The 19,697-nt window shown below is 43.6% G+C and carries 16 protein-coding genes and 3 tRNA genes; 13 read left to right on the top strand and 6 right to left on the bottom strand.

The window, feature by feature from the left end:
• The first annotated feature begins 54 nt into the window (after positions 1-54).
• Both GFB48_RS06110 and GFB48_RS06105 read left to right on the top strand, forming a co-directional pair.
• Positions 55-261 carry a DUF3565 domain-containing protein gene (locus GFB48_RS06110; RefSeq protein ID WP_163932654.1) on the top strand — a complete coding sequence of 69 codons (207 nt, stop codon included), beginning with the start codon at positions 55-57 and terminating at the stop codon, positions 259-261.
• Positions 262-346: 85 nt separating this feature from the next.
• The gene (locus GFB48_RS06105) at positions 347-2,677 is read left to right on the top strand and encodes an MMPL family transporter (RefSeq protein ID WP_163932651.1); all 2,331 of its coding nucleotides are present in this window, start codon (positions 347-349) and stop codon (positions 2,675-2,677) included.
• Between the two features lie 122 nt (positions 2,678-2,799).
• Here GFB48_RS06105 and mnmD read toward each other — a convergent pair whose 3' ends face one another.
• From mnmD to folD, 4 genes are all read right to left on the bottom strand, one after another.
• Positions 2,800-3,468 carry a tRNA (5-methylaminomethyl-2-thiouridine)(34)-methyltransferase MnmD gene (gene mnmD, locus GFB48_RS06100; RefSeq protein WP_163932649.1) on the bottom strand — a complete coding sequence of 223 codons (669 nt, stop codon included), beginning with the start codon at positions 3,466-3,468 and terminating at the stop codon, positions 2,800-2,802.
• Between the two features lie 75 nt (positions 3,469-3,543).
• Complete coding sequence (locus tag GFB48_RS06095; protein WP_163932647.1) at positions 3,544-5,001, bottom strand: aminoacyl-histidine dipeptidase; 1,458 nt, start codon at positions 4,999-5,001, stop codon at positions 3,544-3,546.
• A 73-nt stretch (positions 5,002-5,074) separates the two neighbouring features.
• Entirely contained in the window at positions 5,075-5,497 is a 423-nt protein-coding gene (locus tag GFB48_RS06090; RefSeq protein ID WP_163932644.1) for a secondary thiamine-phosphate synthase enzyme YjbQ, read from the bottom strand.
• A gap of 63 nt (positions 5,498-5,560) precedes the next feature.
• The gene (folD, locus tag GFB48_RS06085) at positions 5,561-6,418 is read right to left on the bottom strand and encodes a bifunctional methylenetetrahydrofolate dehydrogenase/methenyltetrahydrofolate cyclohydrolase FolD (RefSeq protein WP_163932761.1); all 858 of its coding nucleotides are present in this window, start codon (positions 6,416-6,418) and stop codon (positions 5,561-5,563) included.
• A 298-nt stretch (positions 6,419-6,716) separates the two neighbouring features.
• On the opposite strand from folD, the gene GFB48_RS06080 reads away from it, so the two are divergent.
• The 9 genes from GFB48_RS06080 to GFB48_RS06040 all read left to right on the top strand — a co-directional run bounded on the left by GFB48_RS06080 (position 6,717) and on the right by GFB48_RS06040 (position 15,690).
• A tRNA-Pro gene (locus GFB48_RS06080) sits at positions 6,717-6,793 on the top strand.
• 37 nt (positions 6,794-6,830) lie between these two features.
• Positions 6,831-6,907 (top strand) — tRNA-Arg (locus GFB48_RS06075).
• Positions 6,908-6,916: 9 nt separating this feature from the next.
• Positions 6,917-6,992: transfer RNA gene (locus GFB48_RS06070), tRNA-His, on the top strand.
• Positions 6,993-7,295: 303 nt separating this feature from the next.
• Positions 7,296-8,600, top strand: a complete 1,305-nt coding sequence (gene tig / locus GFB48_RS06065) for a trigger factor (protein ID WP_163932641.1) — start codon at positions 7,296-7,298, stop codon at positions 8,598-8,600.
• 86 nt (positions 8,601-8,686) lie between these two features.
• Positions 8,687-9,295 carry an ATP-dependent Clp endopeptidase proteolytic subunit ClpP gene (clpP, locus tag GFB48_RS06060; RefSeq protein WP_163932639.1) on the top strand — a complete coding sequence of 203 codons (609 nt, stop codon included), beginning with the start codon at positions 8,687-8,689 and terminating at the stop codon, positions 9,293-9,295.
• A 68-nt stretch (positions 9,296-9,363) separates the two neighbouring features.
• Complete coding sequence (clpX, locus tag GFB48_RS06055) at positions 9,364-10,644, top strand: ATP-dependent protease ATP-binding subunit ClpX (protein WP_163932636.1); 1,281 nt, start codon at positions 9,364-9,366, stop codon at positions 10,642-10,644.
• A gap of 163 nt (positions 10,645-10,807) precedes the next feature.
• Entirely contained in the window at positions 10,808-13,156 is a 2,349-nt protein-coding gene (gene lon / locus GFB48_RS06050; RefSeq protein ID WP_163932633.1) for an endopeptidase La, read from the top strand.
• Between the two features lie 244 nt (positions 13,157-13,400).
• Positions 13,401-13,673, top strand: a complete 273-nt coding sequence (locus GFB48_RS06045) for an HU family DNA-binding protein (RefSeq protein ID WP_163932630.1) — start codon at positions 13,401-13,403, stop codon at positions 13,671-13,673.
• A 175-nt stretch (positions 13,674-13,848) separates the two neighbouring features.
• Positions 13,849-15,690 (top strand): SurA N-terminal domain-containing protein, encoded by a 1,842-nt coding sequence (locus tag GFB48_RS06040; RefSeq protein WP_163932627.1) that lies wholly within the window; start codon positions 13,849-13,851, stop codon positions 15,688-15,690.
• 62 nt (positions 15,691-15,752) lie between these two features.
• Here the strand turns inward: GFB48_RS06040 and GFB48_RS06035 are convergent, their stop codons facing one another.
• Positions 15,753-16,073, bottom strand: coding sequence for a hypothetical protein (locus tag GFB48_RS06035; protein ID WP_163932624.1), 321 nt, complete (start codon positions 16,071-16,073; stop codon positions 15,753-15,755).
• A gap of 188 nt (positions 16,074-16,261) precedes the next feature.
• Between GFB48_RS06035 and GFB48_RS06030 the strand changes: the two genes are divergently transcribed.
• Positions 16,262-16,639, top strand: coding sequence for a hypothetical protein (locus GFB48_RS06030; RefSeq protein WP_163932621.1), 378 nt, complete (start codon positions 16,262-16,264; stop codon positions 16,637-16,639).
• A 2-nt stretch (positions 16,640-16,641) separates the two neighbouring features.
• Here the strand turns inward: GFB48_RS06030 and GFB48_RS06025 are convergent, their stop codons facing one another.
• Positions 16,642-17,445, bottom strand: coding sequence for a RecX family transcriptional regulator (locus tag GFB48_RS06025; RefSeq protein WP_163932618.1), 804 nt, complete (start codon positions 17,443-17,445; stop codon positions 16,642-16,644).
• 87 nt (positions 17,446-17,532) lie between these two features.
• On the opposite strand from GFB48_RS06025, the gene GFB48_RS06020 reads away from it, so the two are divergent.
• Positions 17,533-19,566, top strand: a complete 2,034-nt coding sequence (locus GFB48_RS06020) for a TonB-dependent receptor (protein ID WP_163932616.1) — start codon at positions 17,533-17,535, stop codon at positions 19,564-19,566.
• Positions 19,567-19,697: the final 131 nt, after the last annotated feature.

Below are 19,697 nucleotides of genomic sequence, written 5' to 3'. Positions count from 1 at the left end.
TTTTTGCAATAAACTCCACTTACTTTCGATAAGTAAAAATATAGGTAATCATTTTTGAACCAAGAAATCGTTGGCTACCATCAGGACGATGAAAATCACTGGGTAGCTAAATTAGCCTGCGGTCATAACCAACACGTCCGCCACCAGCCTCCTTTTATCAACCGTCCTTGGGTAGTAACCAAAGAAGGTCGCCAACAAATGTTAGGCCATCGCCTTAATTGTAAGAAGTGTGTAGACAATTCCCCTAGAGATTGGCATTAATAATAACTTACCAATCAATTAACATTCCCCTTTTACGTTTGTAGGCATACAATTAGCGGTAATATTCATCACTAAGTTAATCTTTATGCTGCATTCCTACTTAGCCTTGATTTGGCGCTTCCCAAAAGCTATTGCACTGATTCTTTTAATGCTTTGTGGCCTATCCAGTTGGTATGGCAGCCATTACTTTGCCATGAACGCCGATCTATCATCCTTAGTAAAGCAACAAGGTCAGTGGTTAGAGGATTACGATGAATTGAATCAGCATTTCAAACAAGACAGTAACCTGCTTGTCCTAATAAACAGTCATTCAAGTGGCGACACTCAAACTGCGACCAACGCCCTAAGTCAGGGTTTTAACAAGCACCCACTCTTTAGTAAAGTTGTTAGTCCAACTTCAGAGCCTTGGATTCAACAGCATGCCCTAGGGCTTGCCAACCAAGAAAAATTTAATCAATTCGAGCAACTCGCTAAAAAAGAACTTGTACCAATTATTGCGGCCAGCTACCGCCAAGATGCTGGCAAAGTTCAACAACTTGCCAACGAACAAGGAAATAATTCCCTTGCGGCCCAAGCTATTAGCCAAGCACAGCAGGGTATTGTTGATTGGCAGAGCTTAATTAGCCAAACCCTTAACCCTGCTACTGCGAGTGTTATTGTACTAACGGCCACCCCAGATCTCAGCCATCCTCAGCCTAATAAGGCCATTATTGAAGCAGCATATGGGGTGATAGCGGCGGCGAATTTAGATGCAGCAATTGAGGTTAAGCTATCTGGTCAAGCCGCCCTAGATTACGATGAAATCGTCGCTGCCAACGAGTCCATTGCTCTGGCCGGTAGCGCCTCTTTATTGGGGCTTATTATTATTTTAGCCATTGCCATGGGCTCACTGCGTTCGATACTGGCTTGCTATGCGGCGGTATTAGTCGGGCTGACCTTTACCTTTAGCGCAGGTCTTATGGCAGTGGGCAGTTACAATACCATTTCGATTGTGTTTATGGTGATGTTTATCGGCCTTGCGGTCGACTTTGCGATTCATTTTTGCATGCACATCACTCAGAGCCGTCAGCAATTAAAAGATGACAAACTTGGTGTATTAGAGGCGTTAACCCATTCCATCAAACCCTTAGGTTTATGTGCGCTCTCTTCTGCCATCGGCTTTTTAAGCTTCTACCCAACGGACTACACTGGACTGGGTGAACTTGGGATAATTTCTGCTCTGGGAATGCTCATCGGCGTCAGCTGCGCCTTTGTGGTGATCCCATTATTTTTTGCATTATTTGGCTACCCAAAAGCAAAGGCACAAGTGGGCGGTTCTTGGCAGCGCTTTGCCCAAATACTAGCAAAAGGCCAAGGGTTTATTTTAGTCGGATCCTTTTTATTAATGGGATTAGCAACTTTAGTGGCCAGCCAATTTAGGTTTGATTTTTCCACCCTAAGCCTGAAAAACCCAAATTCGGATTCAGTCCAAACCCTGCAGCAAATCAGCAGCCAAAAACTGGGCTCAAGCTATCAGTTATACGCGATGGCCCCAAGTGACCAAGATACTCAAGCCATCACCGAACAACTATTAGCGTTACCATCGGTGGCAAAGGTAAATAGTCAATTGGATATCAGCCTTAAGCAGCCCGAGCAAAGGCAGCAACAGTTGCTGACAATGCTGCAATCGATTCCAAAGCCAAGTGAAGCTCCGTTGCCATCTTCTGAGCTGAGTCAAAGGCTATTTAGTGGTTTAAATGAGTTGCTGATGAATATGAATATCAGCGCTGATGTGACCATACCTGAGCATATTAAAGGGCAATTTATTAATGGCGATAAACAGCTGTTTATTATCACCCCGAGTGGCGACATGAGCCAGGTTAAAAAACTCAATCAATTTATTAAAGAGGTGAAGTCAGTACTGCCTAACGCCTCTGGCCGCGCTGTGGTAGAAAAAGAAGTGGGCAGTATTATTACCCAGGCATTTTTTGAAGCGATCGCCCTTGCTATTGCGGTTATTGCCACCCTGTTGTTTTTCAACGTCCGCTATAAAGGCGATGTGGTATTAATTTTAATTCCACTCGCCCTAAGCGCCGTCACTACCCTAGCGCTGATTGAATGGTTTGGCTTATCGTTGAATATGGCTAACATCATAGTAATGCCGCTGATCTTTGGCTTAGGTGTCGATAATGGCATTCATATCGTTGAACGTTTTAGACAGTCTAATGATCTAGCCAGCTTCTTTGCCAGCTCTACCCCAAAGGCCAGCTTAGTCAGCAGCCTAACTACTCTGTGCACCTTTGGCGCCCTAAGCCTATCAGCCCACCAAGGCATGTTCTCCATCGGCATCGTACTGACCATCGCCCTAAGCTGCATATTAGTATTCAGCCTAGTATTATTACCGGTATTGCTTAATGTGACTAAGCCGAAGCCTTAAAGAAAGATAACGGATAACTGAATACAGTCTGTATTCTGTCATCCGTATTCTGTATTCCTCAAAGTCACGAAATGACGCCCTCGAATCTTGCAGGGCGCCGCCCTCGCAGCGCCCTCTTGTCGCTAAAGTTTTATCGCCCTCGTCATTTCTTTTCTGCCCATTGGCCCTTCGCATTGCTCCAACTTAAAGCCTAGGGCTTTTAGGTTGCGCTTAAATTGGCCGTTGGCACAGTAAGACACCAGCATGCCCCCCACTTTTAAAGCACGATGGCATTGCTCTAGGTTTTCCATGGTCCATACACTGGGCTGTTTTTTCGGAGCAAAGGCGTCGAAGTACACCAGATCAAAGTGCCCCTCAGGCAAGGTCGCTTTGGTAAGCAGGGTTTCATCTTTGTATAAACGAAAGTCTGAGGTGATATCGGTTTGTTGCTGCCAAGGAGCCTGATGCAGCGCATTAAACACTTGCTTACCAGCATCTTCTAAGAATTCTGGGTAATTCAGTTTGGCGGCTAACTGTGCTGATATTGGAAATGGCTCTAGGGTATGAAAATACAGCTCAGCTCCCGCTTGCTGGCAGTGCTGATAACTTAGCGCGGCATTAAGCCCGGTGCCAAAGCCTACCTCAAGGATTTTGACATTATTATTGATAGGGTGAGTGGCTAGCCCCTTTTCAATATACACATACACTGATTCGGTAAACGCGCCCGCAAAGGCATGGTAGCCTTCATCTAACCCCGGGTTAACCAAAGTATGGGAGCCGTCTCGGGTGAGCTCTAAGTAAATCTCTGACATTGAATAACAAGTTTAAAACAGTAAAAAATAAAAAGGCGGGTAAACCCGCCTTAGTTACTTAATGAATGATAATTCTTAAGCTTTTGCTGGAATATTCTCTAGCACCGCTAGCAATAGCTTCCAGTATAGGCCTACGGTATCAATTTTTACCTTCTCATCTGGTGAGTGAGGGAAACGAATCGTTGGACCAATAGAAACCATATCCATGTGTGGGTAAGGCTCTTTAAACAGACCACACTCAAGGCCAGCGTGAATCACCATGATGTTTGGCTTATGACCGTACAGACCGTCATACACTTCACGCACAATCGCCATTACTGGGGAGCTATTATCCGGCTTCCAGCCAGGATATGCGCCAGAAAATTCACAGTTGGCGCCCGCTAATGCGCTTAGGCTTGAAAGCATGTTTTCAATATTGCGGCGACCTGAATCATCCAGCGAACGTATTAAACAAAGAATCGAAACCTTGTTAGCTTCAGTGCGAACCACACCCATATTCAGTGAAGTTTCTACCACACCTTCAATGTCTTGGCTCATTGCCATTACGCCATTAGGCGCTGCATGCATTAACTGGGCTAAGCGCGCCGTTGATGCGGCACTGAAACTGTCAGTGGCAGTCGCGGTTTCAATAACGATTTTTAGGCTTGGCTCTGGCGTCGCTAATTCATTTTTAACGGTCGCAGTGAACGCTTCTAATGCGGTATTTAGCGCATCGGCTTTAGCGGCAGGCACCACTACTGTCATTTCGCCTTCACGAGGGATCGCATTACGCAGTGAACCGCCTTCGATGTTTGCTAGGGTTAGCTCAAGTGCACTGGCGCTTTCTACAAGGAAGCGTGCCAATAGTTTATTGGCGTTACCACGGCCTAGGTGAATATCACAACCTGAGTGACCGCCTTTTAGGCCACTTACGGCAATGCGGAAGGCAGCACTATCGCTAGCAACAGCTTGTTTCTCAAGCTCTAGCTCAATGCTGGCATCAACACCACCGGCACAACCCATGTACACTTCACCCTCTTGCTCGGAGTCAGTGTTAATTAGGATCTCTGCATCTAGGTAACCTGGCTCTAAACCAAAGGCACCTGTCATGCCCGCTTCTTCGTCAACGGTTAGTAGCACTTCTAGTGGACCATGGGGGATATCGTTTGAACCCAGCACAGCTAGGGCTGAAGACATACCAATACCGTTGTCTGAACCTAAAGTCGTACCATTAGCGCGTACCCACTCACCGTCAATAATTGGCTCGATAGGATCGGTCACAAAGTCGTGGTCTTTATCTGAGTTCTTTTGTGGAACCATATCAAGGTGCGCCTGCAGGGCAACCGTTTTGCGGTTCTCATAGCCAGGGGTAGCCGGCTTTTTAAAGATTAGGTTGCCCACTTTGTCTTGGCTGTATTCGATGTTATTGGCATCAGCCCAAGCGGTAATATGATCAATTAATTGTTGTTCATGTTTTGATGGGTGCGGAATAGCACAAATTTGATCAAACCACTGCCATAACGGCTGTGGGTATAGTTCGGCAATGTTGCTCATTGAAAAGCTCCGATAAAATATTTTATACAATTATTAACCGAGGCATCTTATCACAAACTTTGACTGTTAAAAATTACTCAAGTTGCCCATTAAGGGTAGCAATAATACGTCGCTCACCGCCGTAATCTCGATGCTCGCCTAAATAGATCCCCTGCCAGGTACCTAACGCCAAACGACCATGACTGATTGGTAGCGTTAACGAGGTGCCCAATAGGCTGGATTTGATATGAGCCGGCATATCATCGGGACCTTCATAGGTATGCTTAAAGCCAGCCATATTAGGCACAGTCTTATTGAAAAAATGCTCAAAATCTTGCCTAACCGTAGGATCGGCATTTTCATTGAGGGTAATTGAGGCCGAGGTGTGCTGAAGTTGTAGGTGTAACAAGCCCATTTTAACCCGATGTAATTCACTGATTGAGCTTTCAATTAAGTCAGTGATCAAATGAAAACCACGACGCTTAGCGGGTAAAGTAATAGAATATTGTTGCCACATTGGGTATCCCTCTAAAATGAAAAAGACAGCCTAAGCTGTCTTTTACTATAAATCTTGCAGGTGTTATTTGTCGTGGTAATTTTCAGCGGCAAATAAGGTATTTTGCATCAAACTGGCAATGGTCATCGGGCCAACACCACCTGGAACCGGAGTAATATGGGCGGCACGCTCGGCTGCCACATCATATTCCACATCACCGACAAGTGAACCGTTCTCTAAACGGTTAATGCCCACATCAATCACAATCGCACCTGGCTTAATCCAATCCCCAGGAATAAAGTTCGGCTTACCCACCGCTACCACCAGTAGATCAGCCTTTTGTACCTGTTCTTTTAAATCTTTAGTAAAGCGGTGACAAGTAGTCGTCGTGCAACCTGCCAGCAGCAGCTCTAGGGTCATAGGACGGCCTACAATATTAGACGCCCCCACAATCACGGCATGTAAACCATGCATGTCCACCCCGGTTGACTCGATTAGGGTCATAATGCCCATTGGCGTACATGGGCGCAGAACTGGAATACGTTGGGCTAAACGGCCAATATTATAGGGGTGAAAGCCATCCACATCTTTGTTTGGAGCAATGCGCTCAATCACCTTAGAGGTATCAATATGCTCAGGCAAAGGCAGCTGCACTAAAATACCGTCAATTTCATTATCTAGATTTAACACATCAATTAATGCCAATAGTTGCTCTTCGCTAGTGCTTGCCTCTAAATCATAAGACTTCGATTTAAAGCCAATTTCTTCACAGGCTCGGCGCTTTGAACCCACATAAACCTGAGAAGCAGGATCGCTACCAACTAAAACAACGGCTAAACCTGGTGCACGTTTTCCTGCAGCAACGCGCTCTGATACTGATTGAGAAATATTTTGACGTATTGAAGCGGCAATCGCTTTTCCATCTATGATCTGGGCTGACATGTGAGTGATGCTTCCTATTGGCATATGAGTCACTAAATGTAGCGCTATTTTAACAGCCCCTTGATACTGTGTCATTGCCAAAGCACCTGAATCAACTTGAAGTCTTATCAACTAAAAAGCGCTTGTTGTGTTAGCTAAAAAAATTAAACAGCGTTGCAAGTCATCATTGCCAAGCTTGATGATTCGCACAAAAAAGATTCAGTCACACTATTTTTTGAAAAAAACGTTTGACGCTTTTAAACTTAGTCAGTAATATCCGCTTCCGTTGTCAAGGCGAACTCGCCAACAACAACTGTATCGGTGATTAGCGCAGTTTGGTAGCGCATCTGGTTTGGGACCAGAGGGTCGGGGGTTCAAATCCCTCATCACCGACCAAATTCAAGGATGTCCTGGTTATAGACTCCTGAACAGTGCGCCCGTAGCTCAGCTGGATAGAGCATCCGCCTTCTAAGCGGATGGTCGCAGGTTCAAGTCCTGCCGGGCGTGCCACATACAATGGTGATTGTAGCTCAGTCGGTAGAGCCCCGGATTGTGATTCCGGTTGTCGTGGGTTCAAGTCCCATCAGTCACCCCATCTTATGAAGGTCAGCTTAATGCTGACCTTTTTTGGTTTTAGCCTCAAAAAAGTATCTATTTTTCATTCGCTTAATTAGTGCCCAAGCGCTGTATTGACAGAATTATGAAAAAGGACTACATAGCACTCGACTCTTATCCAAACGCTGGCTATAATGCCCCGTCTTATTTTAAAGCTATAAAATCCGCAAGCACGATTTAGGTATCTAGTAACCTATAAACAACAGTAGCAGCGGTAAGAATTTTTTAATGGGCGTTATTGCGTTCGTTTAAATAAAACATAGAATTTATTGAGGTAACATCAATGCAAGTTTCAGTTGAAACCACTCAAGGTCTAGAGCGTCGCCTGACCATTACTATAGAAGCTAAGCAAATCGAAGATATGGTTGCTGCTAAGCTAAAAAGCGAAGCAAAGCGCGTTCGTATTGACGGTTTCCGTCCTGGTAAAGTACCACTAAGCGTTGTTAACAAGCGTTTTGGCGCAGCTATCCGTCAAGAAGTAATGGGTGAAGCAATGCAACGTAGCTTCTTTGAAGCTGTAGTTGCTGAGAAAATCAACCCAGCTGGTATGCCAACTTTCGCTCCTACACAATCTGAAGGCGAAGATTTCGTATTCACTGCTACTGTAGAAGTTTACCCAGAAGTTGAACTTGCTAACCTAGACGCAATTGAAGTTGAAAAGCCAGTTTGTACAATCAAAGCTGAAGACATTGATTCAATGGTTGATACGCTACGTAAGCAACACGCTAAATTTGAAGCGGTTGAACGTGAAGCAAAAGATGGCGACAAAGTTAAAATTGACTTCGTTGGTTCTATCGATGGCGAAGAGTTCGATGGCGGTAAAGGTGAAGGTTTTGATCTAGAAATCGGTTCTGGCCGTATGATCCCTGGTTTCGAGTCTGGCATCGCTGGTCACAAAGCTGGTGAGCAATTCGATATCGAAGTTACTTTCCCAGAAGAGTACCACGCTGAGAACCTAAAAGGTAAAGCAGCGACTTTCGCAATTACTCTGACTGAAGTAACTGAAGCGGTTCTACCTGAACTAAATGATGAGTTTGTTGCTCTATTTGGTATCACTGAAGGTGGCGTAGACGCACTTAAAGCTGAAATTGAAAAGAACATGCAGCGCGAACTAGATCAAGCTCTGAAAGCGAACATCAAGACTCAAACTCTTGATGGTCTAGTAGCGAAGAACGAGTTAGAAGTTCCTGCAGCACTAGTTGAGCAAGAAGTTAACGTTCTACGTCAACAAGCGGTACAACGCATGGGCGGTGCTCAAAACAAGAATATGCCAGAATTACCAGCTGAGCTATTCACTGAGCAAGCTGCACGTCGCGTTAAGGTAGGCTTATTACTTGGTGAAGTTATCAAGTCAAACGAACTAGAAGCTTCAGATGAAAAAGTTGAAGAATTAATCGCTTCAATGTCTTCTGCGTATGAAGATCCAGCAGAAGTTATTGCCCACTACAAAGGTAATCAAGAACTTATGCAACAAATGAAAAATGTTGCACTTGAAGAACAAGCGGTTGAAAAGCTACTAGAAACAGCTAAAGTAACAGAGAAAGAAGTTGCTTTTGAAGAGTTCATGAACCAAGCTGGTCAACGTTAATTAACTGACCGGTTTCGTTTAGAAGTCATTTTTATGGCTCGCATGGATTGTTCCTTGCGAGCCATTTTTATTAGGAAAGGAATGATATGAATCAAGACCCACAAGCGGTAATGAATGCATTAGTACCAATGGTAGTCGAACAAACTTCCAAGGGTGAGCGCTCCTACGACATCTATTCTCGCCTTCTTAAAGAACGTATTATCTTCTTAACTGGTCAAGTTGAAGAGCATATGGCGAATTTAGTTGTGGCGCAGCTTTTATTTTTGGAAGCTGAAAACCCTGACAAGGAAATTTACCTGTATATTAACTCCCCAGGTGGTTCGGTAACTGCTGGTATGTCAATTTATGACACTATGCAATTTATCAAGCCGGACGTGGCAACGGTGTGCATGGGCCAAGCTTGCTCTATGGGTGCATTTTTACTTGCTGGCGGTGCTAAGGGTAAGCGCTATGTTCAGCCAAATGCCCGAGTAATGATTCACCAACCCCTTGGCGGCTTCCAAGGTCAAGCATCGGATATTGCTATCCATGCACAAGAAATTTTAGGCATAAAGCAGCGTTTGAATGAAACTCTTGCACAACATACAGGTCAACCACTAGAGGTAATCGAGAAAGATACCGATCGTGATAACTTTATGAGCGCAGAGCAAGCTGTAGAATATGGATTGGTTGACTCAATCCTAGCTAGCCGATAACTGCTAAACTAAATTTCACAGTTAATACTTTCCTAGTTCAGTAGTTCTCAGGCAGAAGAGGTATTTAAATGAATGATAACAATAACGAAAGCGACAACAAAAAACTGTTGTACTGTTCGTTTTGTGGCAAAAGCCAGCATGAAGTCCGCAAATTAATTGCGGGCCCTTCTGTATATGTGTGTGACGAATGTGTTGATCTTTGTAATGACATCATTCGTGAAGAAGTAAAAGAAGCTACCCCACAATTAGATGGTAAAAAGCTCCCTACTCCAAAAGAAATTCGTGCGCATTTGGATGACTATGTAATTGGTCAAGATACTGCTAAAAAAGTATTATCTGTAGCGGTATACAACCACTATAAGCGTCTACAAAACGGTGACCGTAGCAAAGATGGCGTAGAGTTGGGTAAAAGTAACATTCTTTTACTTGGTCCAACTGGCTCTGGTAAAACCTTGCTTGCTGAGACGATGGCACGTTTGTTAGACGTTCCTTTTACAATGGCTGATGCGACCACCTTAACCGAAGCCGGTTATGTGGGTGAAGATGTTGAAAATATCATTCAAAAGCTATTGCAAAAATGTGATTACGACGTAGAAAAAGCCCAACGTGGTATTGTTTACGTAGATGAAATCGACAAGATTTCTCGTAAGGCAGATAACCCATCGATCACCCGTGATGTTTCAGGTGAAGGTGTACAGCAAGCACTACTAAAACTGATTGAAGGAACCATTGCCTCGGTACCACCCCAAGGTGGCCGGAAGCATCCACAACAGGAATTCTTACAGGTTGATACCTCTAAAATCCTATTTATCTGTGGTGGTGCATTCGCAGGTTTAGATAAAGTGATTGAACAACGTGCGAATGTAGGAACAGGCATAGGCTTTGGCGCTGAAGTCAAAGGCGTTAATGAGCAAATGACCTTATCTGACATCCTTGCTAAGGTTGAAGCCCAAGACTTGGTTAAGTATGGTCTCATTCCAGAATTCATTGGTCGTCTACCGGTTATGGCTACCCTTGAAGAGCTTGATGAAGAGGCATTGGTACAAATTCTAAGTGAACCTAAAAACGCCATTACTAAGCAATATGCAGCCCTATTTGAAATGGAAGGGGTTGACCTTGAGTTTCGTCAAGATGCTCTAGCTGCCATCGCTAAAAAAGCAATGGAGCGTAAAACGGGTGCTCGTGGTCTGCGTTCAATTGTAGAAAATGTTCTGCTTGATACTATGTACGAAATTCCTTCCCTAGAGGGTGTGGTGCGTGCAGTAGTAGACGAAGGAGTCATTAATGGTGAATCGGAACCCCTATTGATCTACGACAATAGCGAACAACAACAAGCCGTTGCTGAGTAAAACCGACCTTCAACATTAAAAATGTTACTATAAAGGAGCCAAATGGCTCCTTTTTTCATTTAACCTATTGAAACTATCGATTTTACCCACATATACTTAATTAACACGTCGCCTTAAATTTTAAGTTGACCTAAGCATATTCATTACGAAACGGAATATAAGAATGACCCAAGAAACGATTGATCGCAAAGAATTGCCGGTTCTGCCCCTGCGCGATGTAGTAGTATATCCTCATATGGTAATTCCGTTATTTGTTGGTCGTGAGAAATCTATAGCTGCCCTAGATGCCGCTATGGACAAGGACAAGCAAGTATTACTACTGGCTCAACAGGATGCGGATGTCGATGAACCTAGCCTAGATGATGTTTATCAGGTAGGTACCATTGTTAATATTTTACAACTTCTACAGTTACCAGATGGAACAGTAAAAGTTCTCGTCGAAGGTGCTCAGCGCGCTAAAGTTTGCCAAAACTTAGAGGAAGAACCATTTTTTAAAGTTGAAGCAGAACCACTAGTCAGTGCCGCTATTGAAGAGCAGCAAGAGGAAGTATTGATTCGTTCTGCGGTTAATCAATTTGAAGGCTACATAAAACTAAACAAGAAAATTCCACCTGAAGTACTCACTTCGTTATCAGGAATTGATGAAGCTGCTCGCCTCGCAGACACTATTGCAGCACATATGCCCCTTAAGCTTGATGATAAGCAATCGATCTTAGAGATGATTGACGTTCAAGAGCGTCTTGAATACCTAATGGGGATGATGGAGTCTGAGCTTGATATCCTGCAGGTAGAGAAAAGAATTCGTGGCCGTGTAAAAAAACAGATGGAAAAAAGCCAGCGCGAGTACTACTTGAATGAGCAAATGAAAGCCATTCAAAAAGAACTGGGCGACCTGGATGAAGGCGGCTTAGACGAATTTGAGCAAATGGCCAAGAAAATTGAAGAGGCTGGCCTACCACCTGAAGCGAAAGAAAAAACCACTGCTGAGTTAAATAAGCTAAAAATGATGTCAGCCATGTCAGCTGAAGCCACCGTTGTGCGCAGCTACATCGACTGGATGACTAACGTACCTTGGAAGAAACGCTCTAAAATTAAACGTGACATTAGCGTAGCTGAGCAAGTACTGGATAGCGACCACTACGGTCTTGAGAAAGTAAAAGAACGCATAATCGAGTATTTAGCCGTTCAGAGCCGAGTAAAGCAACTTAAAGGGCCTATCCTATGTCTTGTGGGGCCACCAGGTGTGGGTAAAACCTCTTTAGGTCAATCCATTGCCAAGGCAACGGGCCGTAAATACGTGCGTATGGCTCTAGGTGGTGTGCGTGATGAAGCGGAAATCCGTGGGCACCGTCGTACTTATATTGGTTCTATGCCAGGTAAGATCATTCAAAACATGGCGAAAGTGGAAGTTAAGAACCCACTATTCCTGTTAGATGAAATCGATAAGATGAGCTCAGATATGCGAGGGGATCCAGCTTCAGCATTACTTGAGGTATTAGATCCTGAGCAAAACACAGCCTTTAACGACCACTACCTAGAAGTGGACTACGACCTATCAGATGTCATGTTTGTCGCGACTTCTAACTCAATGAATATTCCAGGTCCACTACTTGACCGTATGGAAGTGATTCGTCTTTCTGGTTACACCGAAGATGAAAAGCTTAATATTGCTAAGCAACACTTACTGCCTAAGCAAGTAAAACGTAACGGCCTGAAAAAAGGCGAGCTAATTGTAGAAGACTCAGCACTGCTTGGTATTGTACGCTACTACACCCGAGAAGCAGGGGTTCGTTCATTGGAGCGTGAAGTCTCTAAAATCTGCCGCAAAGCCGTGAAGAAGATCCTTCTGAATAAAGACATTAAAACGGTTACCGTTGATGGTGATAACCTAAAAGACTTCCTTGGCGTTCAGCGCTTTGACTTTGGCAAGGCTGAAAGCCATAACCAAGTAGGACAAGTCGTTGGCCTAGCTTGGACTGAAGTAGGTGGTGATTTACTGACCATCGAAGCCACCTCTGTTGCAGGCAAAGGCAAGCTTACTTACACCGGTAGCCTTGGTGATGTAATGCAAGAATCGATTCAAGCTGCAATGACTGTCGTTAGGCAGCGTGCCGACAAGCTTGGGATCAATGACGATTTCTATGAAAAACGAGACATCCATGTGCATGTACCTGAGGGCGCCACACCTAAAGATGGTCCTTCTGCCGGTATTGCCATGTGTACCACCTTGGTTTCTTCATTAACTGGCAACCCGGTTAGAGCCGATGTCGCCATGACAGGTGAAATCACCTTACGCGGTGAAGTGTTACCTATTGGTGGTCTTAAAGAAAAGTTACTCGCGGCCCATCGAGGTGGCATTAAAACCGTCATTATTCCAAAAGATAATGAAAAAGATTTAGAAGAAATTCCGGCGAATGTAATTGGTAATTTAGAAATTCACCCAGTTCAATGGGTGGATGATGTACTAAAAATTGCTTTAGAACGTCCGCCAGAGGGATTTGAAGCCGGATAATTTGTTCCAAATTGCCATTTTTTTTAAAAAATCGTGAAAAAAGTGGCAATTAGGGCTTTTCAAATCATTTTAAAGTGGTATCTTGATTGAGCACTGTCCATCAACACAAACCCTTGTGAGGGCTGGACTAGAGCTTAATTACAACAAGTAAATAGGGTCAAACTAGTTTGACTTAGTTTTTTAGCTACGCAGAAGTGCTAAAGTGGATTTAGCTAGCGTAGAAGTTATATTTATAGGGGATGACATGAATAAGTCTCAATTAATCGAGAAAATTGCTTCTGGTGCTGATATTTCAAAAGCTGCGGCTGGCCGTGCTCTAGATTCTTTTATTGGTGCAGTTACTGAAGGTCTTAAAGACGGTGAGAAAATCTCTCTTGTTGGTTTCGGTACTTTCGAAACTCGTCAACGCGCAGAGCGTACTGGCCGTAACCCACAAACAGGTCAAGAGATCAAGATCGAAGCTGCTACTATCCCAGCATTTAAAGCTGGTAAAGCGCTTAAAGACGCTGTTAACTAATCAAGCGCAGATTATATCTGTGTAACTAAGGCACCTTATGGTGCCTTATGATTTTAAGGTTTTACCTTAAACAGCCAAAGGCGCACTGATAATTCATGTGCGCTTTTTTATTGGTGCCAAATTATTTTCATTGGCAGTAAATATGATCGCCCAAGGCGACAAGTGAGTTATTTAGATGTTAGAAAAGATCCGCGAAGGTTCACAGGGTCCAGTAGCTAAGACGATTTTGGTTCTTGTTATACTGTCTTTTGCCGTTGCAGGTGTTGGCAACTACTTATCTGGTAACAATGTAGCTCCTGCTGCAGAAGTTAACGGTGTAGTTATTTCCCAAGCCGAAGTTGAACAAGCTTATAACAATGAGCGTGCTCGTTTAGAAAGTCAATTAGGCGAGATGTTCAACCAATTAGCCGCAAACCCAAGTTATATTGCAAGTATCCGTCAAGGGGTATTAGAGCGTTTAATCTCAAAAACGCTATTGGATCAAGCTGCAGCTGAACTGGGTTTGAGCATTTCTGATCAGCAAATCATAAAAGCCATTCGCTCAATGCCTGAGTTTCAAGTAGATGGTCAATTTAATAATGATGTTTACCTTGCTACCCTTAGAAATGCTGGTTTATCACCAAGTCGTTTCCGTGACATGCTAGAATCGGATCTAAGCCGAGCACAGTTAATTCAGGCGATCACAAACAGTGAATTCACTTTGGAATCTGAGGTTCAAGAGCAAGCTGTATTGTTAAGTCAATCTCGTGACATTCGCAGCGTGAATGTCAGCAGTACCGACTTTACTGACCAAGTTCAGCTCAGTGAAGAGCAAATTCAAACTTACTATGACCAAAACCTTAATCTTTTTAATGTTGAAGAAACAGTAACTCTTGAATATGTAGAGCTAGACCTAACGTCACTTGCTGCTAAAGTCGAACTTGAGCAAAGTGAGGTTGAGCAATACTACCAAGACAACCTTAGCCAGTATCAAACTCCTGAAAAGCGCTTAGCCGCACATATTCTAATCAATGATAGCGAAGGTGCAGAGTTAAAAGCCCAGGACATCTTAGCCCAAATTCGATTAGGTGCTGATTTTGCCGAACTTGCAAAAACTCATTCTGATGATACATTCTCAGCAGAGAATGGTGGCCAATTAGACTGGTTCCAAGCTGGGGTAATGTCGCAAGAATTTGATGACGCTTTGTTTGCCCTTGATAAAGGCGCTGTGTCTGATGTTGTTAAAACTGACTTTGGTTACCAAATCCTAAAAGTGCTAGATATTGAAGCTGCAGGCCAGTCACCGCTATCCGAAGTTAAAGATTCTATAGAAAACTCGCTAAAGCGTGATGCCGCTCAACAGGAATTTTTCCAACTATCTGAGCAACTTGCCAGCATTAGCTATGAAATACCTGATTCTCTTGAGACGGTTAGCAAAGAACTTGGTCTAGCAATCAAAACGAGTCCGGCATTTAATCGAATGGCTGCACCAGCACCATTTAACAAAGCAGATACTCTAGAAATTATTTTTTCTGATGAAGTTATCAATTCACGCTTTAACTCAGAGCCAATCGAAGTCGGAGCTGACAAGGTTATGGTGCTGCGTGTTAAATCGCACCAACTAGCAGGTACTCAACCTCTAACTGAGGTTACCGAGCAGGTTCAGCAAGCATTAACAGAAGAGCAAAGCTTAGCTCTTGCCAAAGTTAAAGCTGAAGAAATTGCCCAAAGTATTCGTGATGGTCAAACTGTCGCTGAGCTAACTGAAACTAAGACTCTTGGTCGCTTTAATGCCACCGTTGACCGCGGTATCGCAGAAGAAGCATTTAAACTGGCCATTGGCCAAACCAGCACAGCTCGAACTGCAGATGGTTATGGTGTAGTGGTCGTCGATGCCATTAATGTGGGTGAATCACTTGAAGCAGAAATGCTATCAGGATTCAGTCAGCGCTTAACCCAAGAACGCACTAATGCCCTTTACCTTGCTCTTATTGAGCACTTAAAGGCACAAGCTGAAGTTACCTACGCTGGCCAGTAACTGACACACTGAAACTAAAAAGGCGGCTGATTCAGCCGCCTTTTTTTATGGCAAGTTAGCCCTTAAGATTTGCGATTACGTTTTCGTTCTGCCTGCTTACCCGCTTTATTTAGTTTGCGGTCAATCTTATTGCCCTTTGCATTAAACTTTCTTTCAATTTTATCGCCTTTTGCATCCATTTTATTAGCCACTTTGGTTTTTCCTTTAGCTTCTAGGCGGGCAGCGTTTTTATCTAAACGGGAATTAATACGCTCTCCTTTAGCGTCCATTTTATTTTCAATTCTGTCACCTTTAACATCGAGTTTCTTTTCTACATCGACGGCTTGAGCACTGAGGCTGGTAAAAATAACAGTAATCGCTGCGGTAAGTAAAAGCTTCTTCATTAACATTAGGACTCTCCATTTTGATTGATATAGCTTTAACGAATCCAATCCCTAAAGGTTGACAACTCACTTGAAAAAAATGACTGAGGTGATTTATTTTGCATAAAGTAGGTTATCATCGTTGTTTTAAAGTGACACACTTAATACTTCACTACAGAAGCTATACAATTAATTTTAAAGGGATTCTTATGTTAAAAATAGTCAATACCCTGCTACTCGCGCTACTTCTACTTGGCTGCAGTGGCAAGCCCAGCGATAGCGAAGTATTTGAACAGATCACCGCTAGTATCACCACCCCTAATGTCTATAAAGTGGTCGACATTGAGCGCTTAAATGGCTGGATGGAAGATCAACAGTATGTGGTTGAGGTGAATTACACCATTATGTTTACCAACGATATTGAAAACGCTGCTAAACACATGGCCAAGCAAAGTGGGTTTTTAGGCGGGCTTGGCGCGATGGCCTTAAAAATGCAATTTGGCGACTTTAAAAAAGGCGATACCAGAAGCATTACTCATGCTTTTCATTTCAGACAAACTGAAAATGGTTGGCGTCTAAATGATTAGGCTCAAGCCGCATTAAATGCCTCATTAATCTCATCAGAGCTAAAGCCTTTGCGGTATAAATAAGCGTACGCTTTAGCTCTCCCCTTATGACAATTCATGTCATACTTTTTTTTTGATAATTGTTGTTTGCAGCTTTCAAAAAAGTCGACCTCACCATTAGCTTCTAACTGATACAGCTTATCGTTAAATTCGCTGACATCTATCAGACGCTGTTTTAACTCTTGCAAAATGACACTCTTACCCTTGCCTTTTTTATAGAGCTTAATAATTTCTTTGGTTAAATCCGCCTTTTCGGCTTTTACCTCAAGCTTGGTTTTAAGTGATGCTTTGGCTGGATGCTGGGCCAGTGCTTTATCAACTTGCGCGCGACTAAAACCCTTATTGGTCATTTGCTGATACAGCTTTTCTTTGGTGGTATTAGCAAACGTTTGAAAGCTGTTATTAAGCCTTGATACTGCTAACCGGTCTTCATCAATATTTTGTTCATGGGCGACCTGTTCTATTGCTTGTTGAATATCCGCCTCTTTTAAGCCACGCTTTTTCAGCTTTTGTTTAATGGCGGCGGCCCCCATTTCATTAAAGAAACACGACTCACTAAAACGAATGGCAAACTGTAAATCGGATTTTAAAAAGCCATCGTCTATCAGTTTCTTGATAACTGTATCTATCCATTGTTGGTTCTCAGTCTTGCGTTCAAGCTTTTGGCGAATTTCATTAACGGTGAAGTCCTGCTGACTTAGATGCCAGAAAGCAGAATTAAACACATTATCTATGGTTTTGGCTTGTCTTAAGGGAGGCTTATGCATAGCAGCAACAAAACTATTTCACTATATTCTTCGTAAACAAAGCATATCATGGAATACTAACTCTAAAATAATAATCAATGGACTGAAATGCACGCTTACCAACTCAATACAATCCTTATTTCTACACTTGTCATTGCCCCTGCCCTAGCCAGTGAAATGGATGAAATCATGGTGGTTTCAGCAAATCGCCACCAAGTGGCCATCAACGAACTGCCTGGCACAGTGCAGCAACTGACTGAGCAAGAGCTCGCAAACACTCAGGCACAACATATCCAGCAGGCACTCGTGCAAATTGCAGGTGTGACTTTTTCCCGTGGTGATGGTGTTGAATACCTACCAGGGCTGCGCAGCCCAGTTCAAACCGGCGCCGGTGCCTGTGGTTCAATATTATCAGCGATTGACGGGATACCACTAAGGGCGGCGGGCTTTTGTAATATTAATGAGTTATTTGAAGCCCCAACCGAATTAGGTGCCAGCTTGGAAATACTATCCGGCCCATGGAGTGCGGTATATGGCAGCAACGCCCTAACCGGAGTCATTAATGTACTTACCCCAGGTTTTGATAGCGGCTCTCGATTATCCTTAACGGCCAGCAGCAATGATTACTATCAACTCAATTTACTCAATAATGCCGATGTTGATGACCATAATTTATTGATCGGCCTTAGCCACACAAACGATGGCGGTTACCGTGACAGCTCAGGCTACAACCAGCAAAAACTGCTCTTTAAGCATGGCACTTCAGTGGCTGGTCTAACGCTAGTGAACACCCTAAATGCCAGCCGTTTAGACCAGCAAACTGCCGCTTACCTCGAAGGTAAAGACAGCTATAAAGATGAGCTACTGTCTAAAACTAACAGCGCGCCAGATGCCTACCGTAAAGCTAATTCCATCCGCTTAACCTCTAGCTTATCCAGTGATAATGGCAGCATTAACTGGCAAATTAATCCGTATTTGCGTCATGCTAATATGGCGTTTTTACAGCACTTTTTACCGGGCACTCCAGTAGAAGAAAACCAGCATACTTCAATTGGTGTGCAAACGTCATTACAGTACGATTGGTTAGATGCAGGAATCGATGTTGAGTGGACCCATGGTGAATTACTGCAATACCAATATAAACCCACCGAAGGCAGTGCATTTTTAGAGGCCACCATTCCCCAAGGTAAACACTATGATTACCAAGTGGATAGCCTGCTGATTTCCCCTTATATACAAGCCAACTTCAACCTAAGCGAACAGCTGATTGCCACTGTCGCCGGCCGATTTGATTACCAATCCTATGACTACCAAAATCAAATGAACTCTGGCCGAGTGGATGAGCAGGGCAATACCTGTGGTTTTGGTGGCTGTCGCTATGCACGACCTGAATCGAGCAAGGACAGTTTTAGCCATTTTTCACCCAAATTCGGGCTAAGCTACCAGCTGAGTACGAACCAACAGTTATATAGCAACCTAAGTCGTGGGCATCGCGCTCCCCAGGCGACAGAACTGTATCGCTTGCAACGAGCACAAACCAAAGCGGAATTAACAAGTGAAACCATAGACAGTTTCGAACTAGGTTGGCGTGGGGCAACCCCAAGCATTAATTGGCAACTTACCGCTTATCTTATGCAAAGGGATAACCTGATCCTGCGTGACAGCGATTACTTTAATGTCAGCGGTGGCAACACTAAGCATAAGGGCATTGAGGGAGCGTTTAAGCTTGCCCTAAGCCAAAGTATTCATTGGCAACTTAATGCCAGCTATGCCAACCATGAATACGGTGAAATTGCGCAATTGGGTGATGTGAAGGGCAATAAAGTAGACAGCGCTCCGGCGGTTAATGCCTCTAGCCAAGTTAACTGGCAAGTACTTGATAGTTTAGCTGCCACCTTAGAATGGATTTATGTGGACGAATACTTTACCGATATCGCCAACGAGCATAAATATGAGGGCCACCAGCTGGTCAACCTTCGCAGCCAATGGCAGATCAACCAGAGCCTGCAACTCAGGGCTAAGGTCGATAACTTATTGGATACTCGTTACGCAGAAAGAGCAGATTTTAGTCATTTTAGTGGTGATAGGTACTTTCCAGGTAGAGATCGCCAATGGTTGGTGAGTGTTCAATACCAATATTAATTAAATGATCGCTTTGGACAGACCGTTTAACTCCCCTAAAACTTAGACTAAGCATATCGTGTTGGTGTTTCCTTTATCATGAACACAAAGTATACTGACCAAAAAAACAACTTAAAATCAATGAATTATGC

Origin of the sequence: Paraferrimonas sp. SM1919, assembly GCF_010993985.1 — a bacterium.
GTDB lineage: Bacteria > Pseudomonadota > Gammaproteobacteria > Enterobacterales > Shewanellaceae > SM1919.
Note: the sequence above shows the minus strand (reverse complement) of the source record. Positions and strands in the feature narration are given on the sequence as shown.